This window comes from Cupriavidus sp. DF5525 (assembly GCF_040149425.2).
In the GTDB taxonomy this organism is placed as follows: domain Bacteria; phylum Pseudomonadota; class Gammaproteobacteria; order Burkholderiales; family Burkholderiaceae; genus Cupriavidus; species Cupriavidus pickettii_A.
On the sequence record NZ_CP168266.1, the window covers coordinates 364,542 to 383,981 of the forward strand.

The 19,440-nt window shown below is 68.3% G+C and carries 14 protein-coding genes; 3 read left to right on the plus strand and 11 right to left on the minus strand.

Annotated features, from left to right (window positions below):
* Window positions 1-79: 79 nt before the first annotated feature.
* From ABNX08_RS22845 to ABNX08_RS22875, 7 genes are all read right to left on the minus strand, one after another.
* Complete coding sequence (locus ABNX08_RS22845; RefSeq protein ID WP_022537974.1) at window positions 80-658, minus strand: dihydrofolate reductase family protein; 579 nt, start codon at window positions 656-658, stop codon at window positions 80-82.
* Between the two features lie 86 nt (window positions 659-744).
* A complete protein-coding gene (locus ABNX08_RS22850) occupies window positions 745-3,468 on the minus strand; it encodes a nitrate reductase (protein WP_022537975.1) in 2,724 nt (907 codons plus the stop codon).
* Between the two features lie 41 nt (window positions 3,469-3,509).
* The gene (locus ABNX08_RS22855; protein ID WP_022537976.1) at window positions 3,510-4,751 is read right to left on the minus strand and encodes an NAD(P)/FAD-dependent oxidoreductase; all 1,242 of its coding nucleotides are present in this window, start codon (window positions 4,749-4,751) and stop codon (window positions 3,510-3,512) included.
* A 61-nt stretch (window positions 4,752-4,812) separates the two neighbouring features.
* On the minus strand, window positions 4,813-5,196 hold the full coding sequence (gene nirD / locus ABNX08_RS22860) for a nitrite reductase small subunit NirD (RefSeq protein WP_022537977.1): 384 nt from the start codon (window positions 5,194-5,196) through the stop codon (window positions 4,813-4,815).
* Window positions 5,197-5,222: 26 nt separating this feature from the next.
* Window positions 5,223-7,784 carry a nitrite reductase large subunit NirB gene (gene nirB, locus ABNX08_RS22865; RefSeq protein ID WP_022537978.1) on the minus strand — a complete coding sequence of 854 codons (2,562 nt, stop codon included), beginning with the start codon at window positions 7,782-7,784 and terminating at the stop codon, window positions 5,223-5,225.
* 65 nt (window positions 7,785-7,849) lie between these two features.
* Entirely contained in the window at window positions 7,850-9,169 is a 1,320-nt protein-coding gene (locus tag ABNX08_RS22870; RefSeq protein ID WP_022537979.1) for an MFS transporter, read from the minus strand.
* Window positions 9,170-9,511: 342 nt separating this feature from the next.
* On the minus strand, window positions 9,512-9,982 hold the full coding sequence (locus ABNX08_RS22875) for a winged helix-turn-helix transcriptional regulator (RefSeq protein WP_041681715.1): 471 nt from the start codon (window positions 9,980-9,982) through the stop codon (window positions 9,512-9,514).
* A gap of 89 nt (window positions 9,983-10,071) precedes the next feature.
* Here ABNX08_RS22875 and ABNX08_RS22880 point away from each other — a divergent pair, with 89 nt between their 5' ends.
* Complete coding sequence (locus tag ABNX08_RS22880; protein WP_022537981.1) at window positions 10,072-10,653, plus strand: GNAT family N-acetyltransferase; 582 nt, start codon at window positions 10,072-10,074, stop codon at window positions 10,651-10,653.
* Window positions 10,654-10,668: 15 nt separating this feature from the next.
* Here the strand turns inward: ABNX08_RS22880 and ABNX08_RS22885 are convergent, their stop codons facing one another.
* Both ABNX08_RS22885 and ABNX08_RS22890 read right to left on the minus strand, forming a co-directional pair.
* Window positions 10,669-11,544, minus strand: a complete 876-nt coding sequence (locus tag ABNX08_RS22885; RefSeq protein WP_022537982.1) for a DMT family transporter — start codon at window positions 11,542-11,544, stop codon at window positions 10,669-10,671.
* A gap of 155 nt (window positions 11,545-11,699) precedes the next feature.
* Window positions 11,700-12,122 carry a transcriptional repressor gene (locus ABNX08_RS22890; protein WP_041681716.1) on the minus strand — a complete coding sequence of 141 codons (423 nt, stop codon included), beginning with the start codon at window positions 12,120-12,122 and terminating at the stop codon, window positions 11,700-11,702.
* 85 nt (window positions 12,123-12,207) lie between these two features.
* Here ABNX08_RS22890 and ABNX08_RS22895 point away from each other — a divergent pair, with 85 nt between their 5' ends.
* Both ABNX08_RS22895 and ABNX08_RS22900 read left to right on the plus strand, forming a co-directional pair.
* The gene (locus ABNX08_RS22895; protein ID WP_041681717.1) at window positions 12,208-14,400 is read left to right on the plus strand and encodes a TonB-dependent siderophore receptor; all 2,193 of its coding nucleotides are present in this window, start codon (window positions 12,208-12,210) and stop codon (window positions 14,398-14,400) included.
* Between the two features lie 2 nt (window positions 14,401-14,402).
* Entirely contained in the window at window positions 14,403-15,620 is a 1,218-nt protein-coding gene (locus ABNX08_RS22900) for a DUF1624 domain-containing protein (protein WP_022537985.1), read from the plus strand.
* A 30-nt stretch (window positions 15,621-15,650) separates the two neighbouring features.
* Here the strand turns inward: ABNX08_RS22900 and ABNX08_RS22905 are convergent, their stop codons facing one another.
* Both ABNX08_RS22905 and ABNX08_RS22910 read right to left on the minus strand, forming a co-directional pair.
* Window positions 15,651-17,441, minus strand: a complete 1,791-nt coding sequence (locus ABNX08_RS22905) for an efflux transporter outer membrane subunit (protein WP_041681718.1) — start codon at window positions 17,439-17,441, stop codon at window positions 15,651-15,653.
* Between the two features lie 35 nt (window positions 17,442-17,476).
* Window positions 17,477-19,438, minus strand: coding sequence for a glycosyltransferase (locus ABNX08_RS22910; RefSeq protein WP_022537987.1), 1,962 nt, complete (start codon window positions 19,436-19,438; stop codon window positions 17,477-17,479).
* Between the last annotated feature and the right edge of the window lie 2 nt (window positions 19,439-19,440).

Genomic DNA, 19,440 nt, shown 5'->3' on the forward strand with positions numbered 1-19,440 from the left:
GCGCCGGCGCTCTCTCCAACAGCACGCAAGTTGATTAAATTCCAGCGTCCAGCTTAGTCCGACCGAATCGTCATCGAATTCAGCAGTGGGTTGCCGTGGCCAGCGGCGCCGCTACGCGATACGTGCTCTGCACGAAGCCGCTTTCGTATGTCGTGGTGCGCAGATGCTCCAGCCGGATATCGTGCCCGGCATCGCCGAACAGCGGAATACCGCTGCCGATCAGCATCGGGATACGCGTGATGGTCAGCGTATCGATCAGCCCTTCAGCCAGGAACGACTGGATCAGCTTGCCCCCGTCGACATAGACGCTCTTGGCGCCGGCTGCGGCCAGCGCCGCTGCGGCGTCGTGCACGGTGCCGTGCTGCAGGCTGACCTGACCCGCAAGCGCGGGCGGGATGGCGGCGTCATCGAGCGTGTTGCTTATTACGACGACGCGCTTGCCCACGTAAGGCCACGGATCGAAGCTCAGCACCTTCTCGTAGGTGTGCCGGCCCAGCAGCAGCGTGTCGATGGACTGCATGTAGGCGGCATAGCCGTGATCGTCGGTGGAGGTGGTGGCCGTGAGAAGCCAGTCCAGATCGCCGTCGGCGCGGGCGATGAAGCCGTCGAGGCTGGCGGCGATAAAGACGGAAAAACGCAGGTTCGGTGAGGTGGTCACGCGGGCGCTCCGGTGCGGGCCGGCCGGGCCATGGACTGGCCCGCCGGTTCCGGCCGCTATGCTACCCCGAAGCGCGCAGCCAGCGCTCAGGCAGTTTCCGCGACGCGTATTTCCACCAGCAGCTTCTTCAGCTCCGGCACGCACGAACCGCAGTTGCCGCCGGCTTTAACGCAGGCGGTGATCTCGGCCGGCGTCTTCAGGTCGTGCTTGCGCACCGCATCGCAGATAGTGTTGCGGCCCACGCCGAAGCACGAGCACACCGTCGGGCCGGTATCGGCGCCTTCCTCCATCGGCTGGCCAAGCAGCAGGCCGATGCGATCGGTATCCTCGAGTCGCTCGCGGCCGAACAGGCCGGCGAGCCACGCGCGGGACGGCAGCTCGGGTCGCGTAGACACGTAGACGCAGGCTTCGAGCCGGTCGTTGACAACGTAGCCGGCATGGTAGACGCCAGCGGTGCGGTCTTCGTACTCGAGCCAGTCGGCGTCCGGATCGGTCACGCCGAGCAGCGCGCGCGCCCAGGTGGCGCGGTCGGCGATGGCTTCGCGGCCGGCGAATTCGTAGCGCTGGAACTGGCGGCCCTGCACGCGCGTCCAGTAGGTCAGCGCCTCGGCCGGTAGCTCGCTCCGGCTCAGCACAAAGCCGTGCCAGTTCACGCCGAACGGCTCCACGCGCACCGGCGTGTGCTTGAACTCGGGCTCGCCCGATACGGGATCGACCACCGGGTTGACCAGCGCGCCGACGCGCGCATCCGAGCTGAACTGGCCGTTCCAGTGGATCGGCACGAACACGCTGCCGCGCGGGATGCCGCCGCCGTGGTGCACGCGTGCCACCATCGCGCCCCAGCGCGTGCTGACGCGCGCCAGCTTGCCTTCACCGACGCCGCACAGCAGCGCGTCCTGCGGGTGCATGTCGACGAAGGGCTCGGGCAGGTGGTCGGCCAGCCGCGCCGACTTGCCGGTGCGCGTCATGGTGTGCCACTGGTCGCGCACGCGGCCGGTGTTGAGGATCAGCGGGAAATCGTCGTCCGGCGCATGGGCCGGCGCGCGCGGCGGCGTGGCAACAAAGCGGGCCAGGCCGTCGGCGTGGGCGTAGCGGCCGTCGCGGAACAGGCGGCGCGAATCGGTCGTGGCATTGGCCGGCACGGGCCATTGCACCGGCTCCAGCGTGTCGTAGTGCTCCTTGTCCATGCCGGCGAGCCCGCCGATATCGAACACGCGCGGCGCATCATCGTTGCGCCAGGCGCTCAGGCGCGCGTGTTCGTCGAAGATTTCATGCACGGCTGCATAGTCGAAGCCGCTGAAACCCATCCGGCTCGCCACGTCGCACAGGATGCGCCAGTCGGCGCGCGCCTCGCCCGGCGCCGCCAGGAAGGCGCGCTGGCGCGAGATGCGCCGTTCGGAGTTTGTGACCGTACCATCTTTTTCGCCCCAGCCGAGCGCGGGCAGCAGCACGTGCGCGCCGGCATTGGTGTCGGTGCGCTCGATGATGTCGCTGGCGACCACCAGTTCGCACTTCGCCAGTGCGCGGCGCACCTGGTCGGCGTCGGGCAGGCTCACCACCGGGTTGGTGGCGATCACCCATACCGCCTTGACGCGGCCGGCTTCGATGGCTTCGAACAGTTCCACCGCCTTCAAGCCCGGACGGTCGGCGACGACCGGCGACTGCCAGAAGCTTTGTACGACCTCGCGGTGCAGTGGGTTGGCCAGCTCCATGTGCGCGGCCAGCATATTGGCCAGGCCACCGACCTCGCGCCCGCCCATCGCGTTGGGCTGTCCCGTCAGCGAGAACGGGCCCATGCCCGGCTCGCCGATGCGGCCGGTCAGCAGGTGGCAGTTGATGATGCTGTTGACCTTGTCAGTGCCCGACGACGACTGGTTGACGCCTTGCGAGAAGGCGGTCACGACCTTATTCGTATCCGCGAACAGCTGGTAGAAGGCCAGCACGTCCTGCACGTTGAGCTTGCAGGCGCGCGCCACGGCAGCCGGATCGGCGCAGGCGGCATCTGCGGCCTGCAGGGTCTCGTCCAGACCCGCGGTGCTTGCGGCAACGAAGGCCGCATTGGTGTGGCCTTCGCGCGCCAGGTAGCTCAGCAGCCCATTGAACAGCCACACGTCGGTGCCCGGGCGGATTGCCAGGTGCACGTCGGCCAGTTCGCAGGTAGCGGTGCGGCGCGGGTCGATCGCCACGATCTTCATCTCGGGGCGGGCTTCCTTGGCCTTGGACAGGCGCTGGAACAGGATCGGGTGGCACCACGCGGTGTTGGAGCCCACCAGCACCACCAGGTCGGCCAGTTCCAGGTCTTCGTAGTTGCCCGGCACCAGGTCTTCGCCGAAGGCGCGCTTGTGGCCGGCCACGGCCGACGACATGCACAGGCGCGAGTTGGTGTCGATATTGGCGCTGCCGATGAAACCCTTCATCAGCTTGTTGGCGACGTAGTAGTCCTCGGTCAGCAGCTGTCCGGAGACATAGAGCGCGACCGAGTCCGGCCCATGGCGACGGATGATGTCGGAGAAGCCTTGTGCCACGGTGTCGAGCGCACGGTCCCACGACACTTGCTGCAGGCTGCCGTCCGCGTCGCGCAGCTTGGGGTGGAGCAGGCGGCCTTCGAGGTCCACCGTCTCGCCCAGCGCCGAGCCCTTGACGCACAGCCGGCCGTAGTTGGACGGGTGCTGCGCGTCGCCCGCGATCTCGACCTGGCCGTCGGCACGCACGGTGGCGTGCACGCCGCAGCCGACGCCGCAATACGGGCAGGTGGTGGCGGTGGTGATGGTCGGGGTAGCCGAAACGACCGGGATGTCGGACAGGTTCACGCGTTCTCCGTGCGGGGGCGTTGTATAGCTTACGGTGATGCTTATGCGGCGAGCGCTTCGCACTGCGCCTGGCCGAACAGCAGGCGCTGGCGCAGCGCAGCCACCGGCGTGCGGCGCTGGATCATGTCGAAGTACCAGGGGCCGTCCTGCACGTCGCCGTACAGCACGGCGCCGACCAGGTAGCCGTCCTGCAGCACCAGGCGCTTGTAGACGCCGCGGCGCGCATCGCGCAGCACCAGGTCCTCGCTGCCTTCGCCGCCGATGAAGTCGCCGGCCGAGTACAGGTCCACGCCGGTCACTTTCAGTTTAGTCGCGGTGGCCTGCTGCACGTAGCGGCGATGGCCGGCGCCGGCGAGGTGGGCGGCGCACACGCGGGCCTGGTCCCAGATCGGCGCGACCAGACCGAAGGTGGCCTGGCGGTGCTGCACGCACTCGCCCACGGCATAGATGCGCGGATCGTAGGTCTGCAGCGTGTCATCGACGACGATGGCGCGCTCGCAATGCAGGCCGGCGCCGGCGGCCAGTTCGATATTGGGGCGTACGCCCGCGGTCATCACCACCAGGTCGGCGGGGATCTCGCTGCCGTCCTTGAAGCGCACGCCGGTGACGCGGTCGGTGCCGAGGATCTCCGCGGTCTGCGCGCCCAGCAGGAAGCGCAGGCCCTTGCGTTCGAGCGCGCTCTGGAGCAGCGTGGCGGCGGGCTTGTCTAGCTGGCGCTCCATCAGGCTGTCGGGCAGGTGCACCACGGTCACGTCCATGCCCTGGCGCAGCAGCCCGTTGGCGGCCTCCAGCCCGAGCAGGCCACCGCCGATCACCACCGCATGGCGGTGGTTGCGCGCGGCGTGCTGCATGGTTTCCACGTCCTGGATATCGCGAAACGCGATCACGCCGTCGAGTTGATGGCCCGGCACCGGCAGGATGAAGGGCTTGGAGCCGGTGGCCAGCAACAGGCGGTCGTAGTGCACCTCGCGTCCCGAGGCCGAGCGCACGACGCGGCGCGGGCGGTCGATCGCCACTACCGGATCACCGGCGAGCAGCTCGATGCCATGCTCGTCATACCACTCGCGCGTGTTCAGCATGATGTCCGCCACCGTCTTCTCGCCGGCCAGCACCGGCGACAGCAGGATGCGGTTGTAGTTGCCGTGTGGCTCGGCACCGAACACCGTGATGTCGTACAGGTCCGGGGCGAGCTTGAGCAGCTCCTCGACGGTGCGCATGCCAGCCATGCCGTTGCCGACAACGACCAGGCGCGGGCGGGACTGCGGGTTGGCGGATGGCGTCATGCCGGCATCTCCAAGGCAAAAAGGTGAGCGTAGGGCGAACATCGAGGGCGGAAGGGCGGTATCAGGCGGCCAGTTCTTCTTCGACCTCGCACAGCACCACGCTGGCGGCGACCCATACCTTGCCGTCATAGACGCGCGCGCCGTAGGCATTGACCGAGTGCTCCGGCGCCTCCAGGCATTCGCCGGTGCGCAGGTCGAAGTGGTGCTTGTAGATCGGCGAGGCCACCACCAGGCGGTCGCCCAGGTTGCCCACCAGCCCGCGCGACAGTACCGCGGCCTGCGAATTGGGATCGAAATTGTCGATGGCGTAGACCTCTTCGCCGCGGCCGATGCGGAACACGGCGATCTGCCTGTCGCCTACCAGTGCGCACACACCAGTATTGGGCACGATATCGCGTACGGTGCAGACGGCGGTCCAGCTTTCGGGATGGTGGGAATGGCTCATCACGTTCTCCTTGATTTCGGGCGCGGTCAGGCTGCTTTTGCGGGCACGGCGACCACGGGAATGTGGCCCAACCGGGAGCGCTGCAAGTTCCGTTCCTCCGGCGTGGCGGGACGAATCTGGCCGCGCTCTTCGATAAACACGAGGTTGTCGTCGCGGCGGTCGCTGTTGACGAAGTGGCGGAAGCGCTTGCGCGTCTCCGGATCGGTCACGGCCTTCTTCCACTCGTCTTCATAGGTGTCGACCACGTGCTGCATCTCGGATTCGAGCTCCGCGGCGATGCCCAGCTTGTCGTCCAGGACCACGGCCTTGAGGTAGTCCAGGCCGCCTTCCAGGTTGTCGCGCCAGACGCTGGTGCGCTGCAGGCGGTCGGCGGTGCGCACATAGAACATCAGGAAGCGGTCGATGTAGCGCACCAGCGTGTCGTGGTCGAGGTCGCTCGCCAGCAGTTCGGCGTGGCGCGGCTTCATGCCGCCGTTACCGCAGACGTACAGGTTCCAGCCCTTGTCGGTGGCGATCACGCCCACGTCCTTGCCCTGTGCCTCGGCGCATTCGCGGGTGCAGCCGGATACGCCGAACTTGATCTTGTGCGGCGCGCGCAGGCCCTTGTAGCGGTTCTCCAGTTCGATGGCGAGGCCGACCGAGTCGCCCACGCCATAGCGGCACCAGGTCGAGCCCACGCACGACTTCACCGTGCGCAGCGCCTTGCCGTAGGCATGGCCCGATTCAAAGCCGGCGGCGATCAGTTCTTCCCAGATAAAGGGCAGTTCCTCGGCGCGTGCACCAAAAAGGTCCACGCGCTGGCCACCAGTGATCTTGGTGTACAGGCCGTACTTCTTGGCGACCTGGCCCACGGCGATCAGGCCTTCGGGCGTGACTTCGCCGCCCGGCATGCGCGGCACCACCGAGTAGGTGCCGTCCTTCTGGATGTTGGCCAGGTAGTAGTCGTTGGAGTCCTGCAGGCTGGCGTGCTCTTCCTTGAGCACGAACTCGTTCCAGCACGAGGCCAGGATGCTGCCCACCGCCGGCTTGCAGATATCGCAGCCCATGCCCTTGCCTTGCGCTTCCAGCAGCGCGTCAAAGGTCTTGAACTTGCCCACGCGCACCAGGTGGTAGAGCTCCTGGCGCGAGAAGGGGAAGTGCTCGCAGATGTGGTTGTTGACCGCCATCCCCTGCTTCTTCATCTCGGCCTTCATGATCTGCGTGACCAGCGGCACGCAGCCGCCGCAGGCGGTGCCGGCCTTGGTGCAGGTCTTGAGCGCACCGATGCTGGTGGCGCCGTCGCACACGGCGCCGCAGATCTCGCCCTTGGAGACGTTGTTGCACGAGCAGATCTGGGCGGTGTCGGGCAGGGCATCGGCGCCCAGCGCCGGCTTGGCCTTGCCGCTGCTGTCGGGCAGGATCAGGAATTCCGGCGACTCGGGCAGCTCGATCTTGTTGAGCATCATCTGCAGCAGCGTGCCGTACTCGCTGGCGTCGCCGATCAGCACGCCGCCCAGCAGGTACTTGCCGCAGTCAGACACGACCAGCTTCTTGTAGACCTCCTTGCGGTCGTCGCTGAACTGGTAGAAGCGCGCACCCGGCACGGTGCCGTGCGGATCGCCGATGCTGGCCACGTCCACGCCCATCAGCTTGAGCTTGGTGCTCATGTCGGCGCCGCCGAACTCGGCGCTTTCGCCGCGCAGGTGGCGTGCGGCCACGCGAGCCATGTCGTAGCCCGGGGCCACCAGGCCGTAGATCTTGCCTTGCCACAGCGCGCATTCGCCGATGGCGTAGATGTCCGGATCCGAGGTGCGGCAGGTGTTGTCCACCGCGATGCCGCCGCGCTCGCCCACCGCCAGGCCGCTGGCGCGCGCCAGTTCGTCGCGCGGGCGGATGCCGGCCGAGAACACGATCATGTCGGCGTCGAGGTGCGTGCCGTCGGCAAACACCATGCGGTGCGTGCCGTCTTCGCCGTCGACGATTTCAACGGTGTTCTTGCCGGTGTGGGCGGTCACGCCCAGGCCCTGGATCTTCTGGCGGAGCATGCGGCCACCGCCTTCATCGACCTGCACCGCCATCAGGCGCGGAGCAAACTCGACCACGTGCGTCTGCAGGTCCATGTCGCGCAGCGCCTTGGCGCATTCCAGGCCCAGCAGGCCGCCGCCGACGACCACGCCGGTCTTGGAGCGCGCGCCGCATTCGCGCATCGCTTCCAGGTCCTCGATGGTGCGGTAGACGAAGCAGTCCTTGCGGTCCTTGCCCGGCACCGGCGGCACGAAGGGGTAGGAGCCGGTGGCCAGGATGAGCTTGTCATAGGACAGGGTCTCACCGGTGGACACCTTGACCGTGCGCGCGGCGCGATCGATCTCAACCGCGCGGGCATTCAGGCGCAGCAGCATGTTGTTGTGCTGCTCGAAGAAGCCGGCGGGCACCAGCGACAGGTCTTCGGCCGACTTGCCGGCGAAGAACTCGGACAGGTGCACGCGATCGTAGGCGGGATGCGGTTCTTCGCACAGGACGGTCACTTCCAGGTTCTGCGCGCCGGCTTCCGCCAGGCATTCCAGGAACTTGTGACCCACCATACCGTGGCCGACGATGATCAGTTTCATGATGCTTTCCTTGTCCGGTAGTCAGTCTTTGCTGCTTGTTGTGCTGTGGGGGCGATGCAGGGGATTCAGTTGGCCAGCGCGCTGTCGTACAGCGCCTGCTCCTGGGCCTTGTGCTCGGCGCTGAAGCGGATGGCGATGGCGCACAGGGCGGCGATGGTGGCCAGCACGCCCAGCACGGTCAGCGTGTGCTGCAGGTCGCCCAGGCCCTTGAGCAGGAAGCCCGCGGCGACGGCGCCGACGTTGCCGCCCGCGCCGATGATCCCGGCCACGCCGCCCAGCGCCTTGCGGTCGATAAAGGGCACCAGGGCGTAGGTCGCGCCGCAGGCCATGTGGGTGAACAGGCCGAACAGCAGCATCGCGACCACGGCCAGCGTCACGCTGCCGGCCTGCGCGAACCACAGCAGGCCCAGGCCTTCGCCCATGATCAGCACGAACAGCAGCGTGGCACGTGCATCCAGGCCGCGACGGCGCGCTGCCTTGTCCGACAGCCAGCCACCCAGCGCGCGGGCAAACAGCGCCAGCAGGCCGAAGCTCGCGGCAGCCAGGCCGGCGGCCTTCAGGCTCAGGCCGAAGCGGTCCACGTAATACGAGGCGGCGATGTTGTGGATGAAGATCTCAACGCCGAAGCAGGCGCCGTAGGTGATGAACAGCAGCCACACGCGATAGTTGGCGCTGGCGGCGCGGAAGCTGGCCCAGCCGCCGCCCTTGCCGCCGTCTTTGCCGGCGATGGCGATGCCGCGGGCGCGCAGGTCCGAGTAGTTGCCTTCCGGGCAGTCCTGCGTGAAGCGCCAGTAGACGACGGCCATGATCAGCATCAGCACGCCCGGCACCACCAGCGCAAAGCGCCAGCCGAGTGCGTGGTCGGCGCCCAGCATCAGCACCGCGGCCAGCAGCAGCGGCATGATGGCCTGCGCGGCGCCGCCGCCGGCATTGCCCCAGCCGGCCGAGGCCGCGTTGGCGGTGCCGACCACGTTGGGCGCGAACATCACCGAGGTGTGGTACTGCGTGATCACGAAGCTGGCACCAACCGCGCCGATCAGCAGGCGGAAGATCAGGAAGGTCTCATAGTTCTGCGCCAGGGCGACGCCGAGCACCGGCAGCGCGCCCACCGCCAGCAGGCCGGTGTAGGTCTTGCGCGGGCCGAAGCGGTCGCACATCGGGCCGATCACCAGGCGCACCAGGATGGTCACCGCCACCGCGGCGATATTGATGTTGGCGATCTGGCCCGGGGTCAGGCCGAATTCGCCCTTGAGCACGGGCATCAGCGGCGCGCAGGCAAACCACGCGAAGAAACAGACGAAGAACGCCATCCAGGTCAGGTGGAAGGCGCGCATCTGCGGGGTGCTCAAGCTCATCAGCTCGATGCGGGTGGCTTTGCCGGTCATCGTCCCTTGCTCCAAAAAAACAAGTGGCGTCCCGCAAACCGGGCCAGTGATCGGTGTGATCGGGTCATGGCCGGTTCAGGGGACGCCGTTGTCCTGAACAGCTGCTACATGGGATAGCGGCTGCTTATGTGGGGTGGGCCGGTCGCCGTTGACGGGCCCGGTCCACATTACGCAAGGGGTGTGCCAGGCCTGTAAGTGATGGCAAAGGGGAGAGTGGCGCGCTCAAGCGCCTTGGGGAACGCCTCGAATGCGCTGAGGTGGGGCGGCCTGCGGGCCCGCGGCACAGTCATGGTGCAGTGCAGTGGGCTGGTGTGGTGCGATGCAGCACACGGGGACAGAGGCCTAGTCGCCGTGGCCTTCCTTTTCAAGGCGACGCATGGGGATCATCTGCATGTCGCGGGGTAACACCAGTGCCCCATCCTCGTCGACCAGCGCAGCGCGCACCAGCTTGCCGCTGGCGCGTGAGCGCACCTGCACCGGGCCTTCGCCGTGCGCCATATTGCAGTCGCCCCACTGCATCAGCCCGATCAGCACGGGCAGCAATTCGACCGTGGCACGGGTGGGGCGGTACTCGAAGCGTTCGCGTTCGCCAGGCTCGCGGTAGCCGACCTTGCGCAGCAACCCGGCCTCCGTCAGCGTCTTGAGTCGCGCGGACAGCACTGCGGGCGAGCATTCCAGCCGGCGGAGGAAGTCGTCGAAGCGCGTTACACCGGAGAGGACATCGCGCAGGATGAGGATCGTCCACTTTTCGCCGATCAGCGAAAGCGTGGCGGCGATCGAGCAGTGGCGGAGGTCGGACGCAGTGATGTTCATGGTGAACCCAGCATAGCATGCTGACTTCATTTGCAAAAGTCAGGCTATTGCGTATACTCTGACTACAAACAATGTAGTCAGGTGGCGGCATGGAAAGCAAGAGCGAAGTCCGGTCGGGTGATGCGGAAAGCTGGACGGTAAAGCGGGGCGTGCGCGTCACGTTGCGCCGCACCCAGGTGCAGGATGGCGGGGCGCTACGGGCGCTGGTGGACGGCCTGTCGCGCGAAAGCCGCTACTTCCGCTTCCTGACCGGCGGGCGCGTGGTGGACCAGATTGTCGATGGCCTCGCCAGCCCGGGGCCGGATGGCGTGGCGCTGGTGATCGAGGCGCCCGGCGCCGACGGCGAGCCGGCCGTGGTCGCCAGCGCGGAATACGTGGTGAGCGGGCGGGTCGCGGAACTCGCCGTGGTGGTCGCCGACGCCTGGCAAGGCCAGGGGCTGGGCCGGCGCCTGATCGGCAAGCTGCGCGACCTGGCCGGGGCCGCCGGCCTGCACGCGATGCGTGGCGACGTGCTCAGCGAAAACCGCCGCATGCTCGCCATCCTGCGTGACTGCGGCTTCAGCACCCGCCGCAATCCGGAGGATAGCTACCTGCACGAAGTCTCGCTGGCGCTGCGCGCGCCCGCACGCAGCGCGCAGTCGCTGCCGGCAGACTGGTTCGGCGCGCGCTGAGGGAAGGGCGCCCCATCAGCGAGCGGCACGCTTGCCGCGCGCCGTCAGCGTGCAGCCCACCGAGGCCGTGATGATGCTGGCGATCGCCAGCCACTGCACCGGGCTCAGCTGCTCGTGCAGGAACACCAGCCCCGCCAGCGCGCCCATGGCCGGCTCCATGCTCAGCAGGATGCCGAAGGTGCGCCGGTGCAGGCGCTTGAGCGCCACCATCTCCAGCGAATAGGGGATCGCACTCGACAGCACGCCCACCGCCAGCCCGAACAGCAGCAGCGTCGGGCTGAACATCGCGGTGCCCGCGTGCGCCAACCCGAACGGCATCACCACCAGTGCCGCCGTGGTCAGCCCCAGCGACGTCGCCTGGCCACCGTGGGCGTTGCCCGCCATCTGCCCGAACACGATATAGAGCGCCCAGCCCACGCCGGCTGCCAGCGCATAGCCGATGCCGACCGGATCGAGCGTGCCGGCAGCTTCGCCCACCGGCAGTAACAGCAGCAGGCCCGTTACCGCGAACGCAATCCACAGGAAATCGATCGCGCGCCGCGACGACAGCACCGCCACCGCCAGCGGGCCAGTGAATTCGATGGCGATCGCCAGCCCCAGCGGGATGGTGCGCAGCGACATGTAGAACAGCAGGTTGGTGGCGCCCAGCGCCGCCCCGTACAGCGCGATCGCGCGCGCATTGGCCAGCGTCAGCGGGATGCGCCACGGTCGCCAGACGCACAGCAGGATCAGCGCGGAGAAGCCTACCCGCAGCGCTGTAGTGCCTTGCGCGCCGAGCACCGTGAACAGGCTCTTGGCGAACGAGGTGCCGACGCACAGCGAGGCCATCGAGGCGGTCAGGGCGAGCACGGCGATCAGGGTCGAGCGTCGGTTGGCGGCGGCGTGGGGCAATTCGGGGTCCTGTGGGGATGGCGTGCGTCTGGTGCGCGGTGCAGCGGCATCATGGGGCAGATGCCGCCCTGGCGCCATATACAGGTTGGGGCGGTTGGCGCAGTACAGTTGTTTGGGGCGATCGTGGTGATCACGGACCTGCCCCGCATCAGGCCTCAGTGATTGCGCGCCGCTGGCTTGCGCCGTTTGCCGGCCTTGCCCGCACAGTCCGGGCAGCGGCCCAGCAGCGTCAGCTCGTGGTGCTCGACCACGAACCCCGGTGGCGTGATCTCTTCCAGGTGTCCGGGGCAGCCTTCCAGCGGGAAGACGCGATCGCACGACAGACACTGGAAGTAGTGCCGGTGCGTGACGGCGCCCGGTTCGTCCGCAAGCTCGTAGCGGTCCGGCTGGCCCGGCAGTTCAACGGCATGCACGCGCGCGTCGTCCAGCAGCGCGCGCAGGTTGCGGTAGACCGTGGCCAGGCCCAGCGACGGCACCTGGCGCTGCGCCGCGGCCAGGATCTCGGCCGGGCTCAGGGGCCGGCCGGCTTCACGTAGCGCGTCCATCACAGCGCCGCGTTGACGGGTCATGCGTTCCATGCCTAAAATATTAATGAGAATTTATTATCATTAACGAGCGTACCTGGTTGCCGCCGCGGTGACTCGTTCCTTCCGGGGTGTTCCTATGCTGCCACCGCAGCCCAGCCTTGGCCGGCGCAAGCGGCCTTGCCGCGCGCCGGGCTCTTTCCTGCCCGCCGCCTGCGCATTGCGCCTGAACCCATTGCCGGGGCGTTCGCGGCGGCCAGTCGCCGCGCTGATGCTGGCGATTTCCGGCCTCGCCGACGCGGCGGAGGGTTCCGATATTACGCTGCCGGCGGTCTCGGTGGTCGGCACGGCCATCGCATCATACAACCCGCCCGACGCGTCGGGCGCTACCCGCACCGACACCCCGCTGCGCGAGATCCCGCAGTCCGTGCGTGTGGTGCCGCGCGCGATGCTTGACGATATCGGCGCGACCCGCTTCGACCAGACCTTCGACTACGTCAGCGGCGTGGCGCGCCAGAACAACTTCGGCGGCCTGTGGGACAACTTTGCCATGCGCGGCTTCACCGGCAACGAGAACACCGGCGCCGGCTACCTGGTCAACGGCTTTGCCGCAAACCGCGGCTACACGGCGCCGATGGATGCGGCCACCATCGAGCGCGTGGAAGTGCTCAAAGGCCCCACGTCCTCGCTGTACGGCACCGGCGAGCCCGGCGGCACCTTCAACGTGGTCACGCGCCAGCCGCAGTTCCGGCCCGCGCAGACCTATTCATTCGAGGTCGGCACGCGCGACGCCTACCGGCTGGCGGCCGACGTGACCGGCCCGCTGGGCGAGGACGTGGCCGGCAGGCTGATCGCCGTGGCCGACCACCAGGGCAGCACGCGCGACTACATCAACAGCCAGCGCTACCTGGTGGCGCCGTCGTTCAGCTGGACGCTGGGCAACGACACCATCCTGCAGTACGCGGCGGAATTCCAGCGCTACACCACGCCGATGGACCGTGGCGTGGTCGCCGTCAACGGGCAGCTGGGCCGCATCCCGCGCTCGCGCTTCCTGGGCGAGCCCGGCGACGGCGACATGCGGCTCAACAGCCAGTCGCACCAGCTCAGCGTGGAGCACCAGTTTTCGGATCGGTGGAAGGGGCGGCTGGCCCTGTCATACCGCGGTGGCGCGCTGACCGGGCATTCCTCCGAGGCCGCTGCGCTGGCGGCGGACGGCCGCACGCTGTCGCGCTCGCGGCGCTACCGCGACTTCCAGTCGGACGATCTCTCGCTGCAGGCAAGCGTGACGGGCAAGTTCACCACCGGCCCGGTCGGGCATGAACTGCTGATGGGCGTGGACGCCTACCGCTTCGGCAACACCATGCAGGTGCTGCGCAAGAACCCGACCGCCGCCGCGCCGTACGCGATCGATATCTACGATCCGGTCTATGGCCAGCCGGCGCCGCCGCTGCCCTGGAACATGGACACGCACGAGCGCCAGCGCAACGTCGGCGTCTACGCGCAGGACCAGCTCAGCCTGGGCGAGCGCTGGCGCGTGCTGGCCGGCGCGCGCTTAGATGCCTTCGACCAGTCGCTGGACGACCACCTGCGCGGCACCCGCACCACGCGGCACCAGAACGCGGTGTCGCCGCGCGTGGGCGTGAGCTACCTGGCCAGCCGGAACCTGTCGCTGTTCGCCAATGCCAGCCAGTCGTTCCGGCCCAATGCCGGCGTCGACGCCGCCGGCCAGCCGTTCGACCCGGAACGCGGCCGCGCCATGGAGGCCGGCATCAAGTTCGACAGCGACGACCGCCGCACCGGTGCCACGCTGGCCGTGTTCGAGATCCGCAAGCGCAACGTGCTGGCCGCCAATCCCGCCGACCCGTCGTATTTCATCGCCGCCGGCGAGGCGCGCAGCCGCGGCGTGGAACTGGACGTGGCGGGGCAGATCGGCACGCACTGGCGCGTGTCGGGCAGCTTTGCGCTGACCGATGCGGAGATCACGCAGGACACGCGCATCGCGCCGGGTACGCCGCTGTCCAACGTGCCGCGCACCAGCGGCAGCCTGCTGGCGGTGTATGAAGACGCGACGCCGATCGGGCAGCGGTATGGCGTCGGCGCCGGGCTGCGCTACGTCGGACGACGCCCGGGCGATGTGCAGGACTCGTTCTCGCTGCCCGCGTACGTGGCGGTGGACCTGCATGGCTACTGGCAATACAGCCGCAAGCTGCGCGTGTCGCTGAACGTGGGCAACCTGTTCGACAAGACCTACTACGCCAGCTCGTACAGCAACCTGTGGATCGCGCCGGGCGCGGGCCGCACCGTGCGCCTGGGCGTGCAACTGAGCTACTGACAATGTTGCCGGGCCACGCGCGCACTGCCGCGCCTCCATCTCTCCCGGCAGTCTCCCCTTTTGCCGCGGTCGCGCGGCCGGCCGGCGGCCGGCTGCTGTCCATCGACGCACTGCGCGGGCTGGTCATCCTGATCATGCTGCTCGACCACGTGCGGGATATGTTCTTCCTGCACGTGCAGGTCACCGATCCCATGGATGCCAGTGCGACCACCCCGGCGCTTTTCTTCAGCCGTCTCGCCGCCCACCTGTGCGCGCCGGTGTTTATCTGGCTGGCCGGGGTCTCGGCCTGGCTTTACGGCGCGGCCGGCCATGACCGCGGCGCGGTCAGCGGCTTCCTGCTGCGGCGCGGCGTGTTCCTGGTGGTGCTGGAGCTGACGCTGGTCGGCTTTGCCTGGACCTGGACCTTCCCGCCGCAGGTGGTCTACCTGCAGGTGATCTGGGCCATCGGCCTGAGCATGATGGCGCTGGCGGCGCTGGTGTGGCTGCCGCGGCCGATGCTGATCGCTGCCGGCATCGCGCTGGTGGCCGGGCACAACCTGCTGAGCCCGCTGCATTTCCCGCCGGAAAGCGTGTGGCATATACCCTGGGCGATCCTGCACGACCGGACCTGGATCGATATCGCCGACGGGCTGAAGGTGCGCACCTCGTACCCGGTGCTGCCGTGGATCGGCGTGATTGCGCTGGGCTACGCGGCGGGGCCGTGGTTTGCCGCGTCGATGCCTGCCGGTGCAAGGCAACGGCGCCTCGCCGGCTGCGCCGTGGCGGCGCTGGCCGGCTTTGCCGTGCTGCGCGTACTAAACGGCTACGGCCAGGAGCAGAAGTGGATGCCGGGCAGCGACGCGCTGCATACCGCGATGAGCTTCCTCAATGTCACCAAGTACCCGCCGTCGCTGCTGTTCCTGCTGCTGACACTGGGTGTCGGGCTGTTGCTGCTGGTTTGGCTGGAGCGTGCCGAGCGCGGTTGGCTCGCGCGGCGGCTTGCGGTGTTCGGCGCCGTGCCGATGTTCTTCTACCTGCTGCACCTGTACGTGCTGCAACTGCTGTACCAGGCCTGCGCGCACCACTGGGGCCTGAACCAGGCCAGGGTGTTCGGCTTCGACCACGTCTGGCAGCTGTGGCTGGTGGCGGCCGTGCTGGCCGTCCTGCTATGGCCGGCGGTGCGCTGGTTCGCGGCGCTGAAGGCGCGGCGGCGCGACTGGCGCTGGCTGAAGTACTTCTGAGCCAGGCATCCCGCCGCACCGCCGCCTGGCTCACTGCTGCGTTGCCGCGACGGGGGATGGCTGAGCCGCGGCTGCCGGTGGCGCTGCGGCCTGGGGCTGCGTAGCGGCCTGAGGTTGCGCTGCGGCTTGGGGCTGCGTGGCGACCTGGGGCGGCGCTATGGCTTGTGGCTGCGCTGCGGACTGGGGTTGCGCTACGGCTTGTGGCTGCGCTACGGCTCGCGGCTGCGCCGCAGCTTGGGGCTGTGCTGGGGCCTGGGGCCGCACTGCCGCCTGGGGCCGCGCGGCTGGCGCGGGGTTTGCGCGCCCACCGGACGCATCCGCCACCTCGCGCCAGCCGCCGCCCAGCGCCTTGTACAGCGACACCCGGCTGGTCAGCCCGGCCAGCTTGTACGTGACCAGCGCCTGCTGCGCGGTGTAGAGCTGGCGCTGCGCATCGAATACGCCGAAGTAGTCGTCCACGCCATTCTTGAAGCGCATTTCAGACAATCGCCGCGTTTCGCTGCCTTCGCGTACCAGTGCTTCCTGCGCCTTGACCTGGCGCTCGTAGGTGGCGCGCGCCGCCATGCTGTCGGCCACTTCGCGGAAAGCGGTCTGGATGGTCTTCTCGTAGTTGGCCACGTTGATGTCCTTGCGCACATTGGCCGCATCCAGCCCGGCCCGGTTGCGGCCGCCGTCGAAGATCGGCACGGTGAGCTGCGGTGCAAACAGCCACGCCATGCCGCCGGAGAACAGTCCCGCCAGGCTGGTGCTGGCCACGCCCAGCGCGCCGGTCAGCGAGATGCGCGGGAAGAACGCCGCGCGCGCAGCGCCGATATTGGCGTTGGCGGCCTTGAGCCGGTGCTCGGCGTCAAGGACGTCAGGACGCCGCTCCAGCAGGCTCGACGGCAGTCCTTCGGGAAACTCGCTCAGCAGCGAGCGTGGTTCGAGCGGATCCGGCTTCGCTGCCGCACCCGCATCTGTCACGGATTTCGGCAATTGGGCGCCGACCAGCAGCGTCAGCGCGTTCTCGTCCTGCGCCACCTGCCGCGTGTACTGCTCCACGCCCACCTGCGCGGTCTGCACCTGGGTTTGCACGCGATGCTGGTCGAGCTGGGCCATGGCACCGGCCTGCCGCCCGCGCCGCACCATCTCGGCCGCGTCCTGCTGGGTCTTGAGCGTTTCCTGCGACAGCCGCAGCAGTTCCCGGTCAGCCTGCAGCGTCAGGTAGGCGTTGGCCACTTCCGCCACCAGGCTGATCTGCGCGCTGCGTCGCGCCTCTTCCGTCGCCATGTATTCCTCCAGCGCCGCATGCTTGAGGCTGCGCACCCGGCCGAAGAAATCGAGTTCAAACGCGGTGAAGCCGATGCCCGCGTTGTACGTGGTGATCTGCTGCGACTGGCCCGGTGCGCGCAGCCGCGGCGAGAGCCGCTGCGACACCATGCCGGCATTGCCTTCCACGGTGGGGAACTGCGCCGCGCGCTCGATCTGGTACAGCGCGCGCGCTTCGTCGATGGCCAGCGTCGCCATGCGCAGGTCGCGGTTGTTGGCCAGCGCCAGCTCGATCAGCTGCCGCAGCTGCGGATCGACGAAGACGTCACGCCATCCCAGGTCCGCGGCGGAAGGGCCCGCCGGTTGCGCCGGCTGGCCTGGCTGCGCCGCGCCGCGCGCCGCATTGGCCTGAGGGGTCCGATAAGCGGCGCCCTCCGGCCAGGCCGAAGGGATCGGCGCATCCGGCCGCTGGTATTGCGGCTCCAGCGTGCAGGCGGCCAGGGCGAGCACGAGTGCGCCGGGCAGCAGCAGGCGCGGCGGGGTCAGGGTACGGCGGCGTGGCAAGCTTCGCATGAAGGGTCCCGGAGAGTCGAAGAAGAAGGTGGCATTCAGCCCAGCAGCGCGCGCCGCATAAAGCGCGAGATCGCCAGCTGCGGCCGGCCCTGCCGGGCGATGTTGTGCGCGGGATCGGTGAACAGCAGGCGGATCAGGCTGTGGCGCGCCGCCATGTCGGCATGCAGCGCGATGCCCAGCAACTGGCCGTCGCGGCGCACGATGCGGCAAGGAATCCATCCGGTCTGGCTGAGCCACAACGCGCCTTCGGTGCCGGCGCGGAAGGCGGGCGCCAGCGGCGTGGTGACGGCCACGCCGTTGCATGAGAGGTCCTTGGTGGTGACGCGGTACTCGCGCCCATCCACGCGCAGCAGCGCCGCCGCGCGGTGCGGGAAGCGCTCTTCCTTGCGCGGGCGCGGCAGCTCCACGCAGACCAGGAACGACGCCAGGTACAGCATCAGCGCCACGCCGGTCCAGACCGTGTTGAAGGCCAGTCCTGGCGCATCGGGGTCGACCACCAGCGCGCGCCCCAGGCCCAGCGCCGACAGTGCCAGCATCCCGGCATAGAGCGCGGCGAACTTGCCGTGGATCACCAGCTTCGAGCGGTCCAGCCCCTTGTTGGTGACCTTGAACGGCCGCCCGAACGGCTTGAACATCGCGCTGACCAGCGATGCGGTCACCGCCAGCGACGCCACGATCTGCGTCACCTCGGTAAAGATAGGCAGCGCGCGCTGGCCGGTGATCCAGATGCTGTAGGCCCAGTACGCCACCAGCGCCGGCAGGCCGTAAGCGAGAAACTGCAGCGGCTCGCTGTACAGCGTCGAGACCCCGAAATACCAGTACAGCAGTGGCCCGGCCAGCAACATCAGCGTGAACGGCCGCGAGAGCCAGTGCAGCAGGCCATGCACATAGTGCAGCCGCTGCACCGGGGTGTAGCCGCGTCCGCGCAGCGGCCCGTCCGCGGTCAGCGCCACCTGGATCGTGCCCAGCCCCCAGCGGCTGCGCTGGCTGATGTACTCGGGCAGGCCTTCGGCGGACAAGCCTACGCTCAGGCGTTCGTTGAGCCAGCGCGTGATATAGCCGTGCGGCAGCAGCCGGTAGGTCAGGTGGATGTCTTCGGTCACGGTGCCGGTGGGGAAGCCACCGATCAGCTCGACCAGGTCGCGCCGCACCAGGAACGAGGTGCCGATGCAGAACGCCGCGCCCCAGGCGTCCTTGGCCGGCTGCATCACGTCGAAGAAGGCGCGCTGCTCGTCGACCCAGCATTCGGTGGCGCGCAGGTTGTACTGGATCGGGTCGGCGTTGTAGTAGAACTGGGGCGTCTGCACCACGCCCACGCGCGGGTCGTTGAACAGCCCCACGGTGCGCAGCAGGATGTTGCGGTGGGGCGCGAAATCGGCATCGAGCACCAGGATGTAAGGCGCGCCGCCGGCCTCGGCGCTGTGGCGCAGGCCGTTGTTGAGATTGCCGGCCTTGGCGTGCGCGTTGTCCGGGCGCGTCACGTAGTACGCGCCCACGCTGTCGCAGAACTTGCGCAGCCAGTCACGGCGGGTGTCGTCCAGCACCCAGACGCGGAAGTCGGGATAGTCGATCGCCAGTGCGGAGACGATGGTCTTCTCCAGGATCTCCAGCCCTTCGTTGTAGGTGGCGATGAAGATGTCCACGCGCGGTACCTGCCCCGCGCGGCGCAGCGCAGCTTCGCCCGCATCGGCATCCGGCGAGTGGTTGCTGTTGCGCGTGAGCACCACGATCGACAGCAGCGTATAGGCCAGCGTCATGCATTCGAACGCGAAGAACACATGCGCCCATACGCTAGTAAAGGTCATCTGCCAGTCCGGCAGCGTTTCCCTGACGCGCCACGTCAGGTAGACCACCAGCAGCAAGGCGGTGACGCCGCCGAACAGCACGCGGTCGGCGGGCCGGTCCTGGCGGCACATCAGCGCGAGCAATACCACCGCGAGCAGCACGCCGCCATTGATGACCAGCAGCGACTGGTTTTCGAGAAAGAGGGCGAACATCG

Excerpts from the sequence above, each read along its gene's own strand:
- ABNX08_RS22855 (WP_022537976.1), bottom strand. The coding sequence starts at position 4,751 with ATGACGCCATCCGCCAACCCGCAGTCCCGCCCGCGCCTGGTCGTTGTC.
- nirD (WP_022537977.1), bottom strand. The coding sequence starts at position 5,196 with ATGAGCCATTCCCACCATCCCGAAAGCTGGACCGCCGTCTGCACCGTA.
- nirB (WP_022537978.1), bottom strand. The coding sequence starts at position 7,784 with ATGAAACTGATCATCGTCGGCCACGGTATGGTGGGTCACAAGTTCCTG.
- ABNX08_RS22870 (WP_022537979.1), bottom strand. The coding sequence starts at position 9,169 with ATGACCGGCAAAGCCACCCGCATCGAGCTGATGAGCTTGAGCACCCCG.
- ABNX08_RS22875 (WP_041681715.1), bottom strand. The coding sequence starts at position 9,982 with ATGAACATCACTGCGTCCGACCTCCGCCACTGCTCGATCGCCGCCACG.
- ABNX08_RS22880 (WP_022537981.1), top strand. The coding sequence starts at position 10,072 with ATGGAAAGCAAGAGCGAAGTCCGGTCGGGTGATGCGGAAAGCTGGACG.
- ABNX08_RS22890 (WP_041681716.1), bottom strand. The coding sequence starts at position 12,122 with ATGGAACGCATGACCCGTCAACGCGGCGCTGTGATGGACGCGCTACGT.
- ABNX08_RS22895 (WP_041681717.1), top strand. The coding sequence starts at position 12,208 with ATGCTGCCACCGCAGCCCAGCCTTGGCCGGCGCAAGCGGCCTTGCCGC.
- ABNX08_RS22900 (WP_022537985.1), top strand. The coding sequence starts at position 14,403 with ATGTTGCCGGGCCACGCGCGCACTGCCGCGCCTCCATCTCTCCCGGCA.
- ABNX08_RS22905 (WP_041681718.1), bottom strand. The coding sequence starts at position 17,441 with ATGCGAAGCTTGCCACGCCGCCGTACCCTGACCCCGCCGCGCCTGCTG.
- ABNX08_RS22910 (WP_022537987.1), bottom strand. The coding sequence starts at position 19,438 with ATGTTCGCCCTCTTTCTCGAAAACCAGTCGCTGCTGGTCATCAATGGC.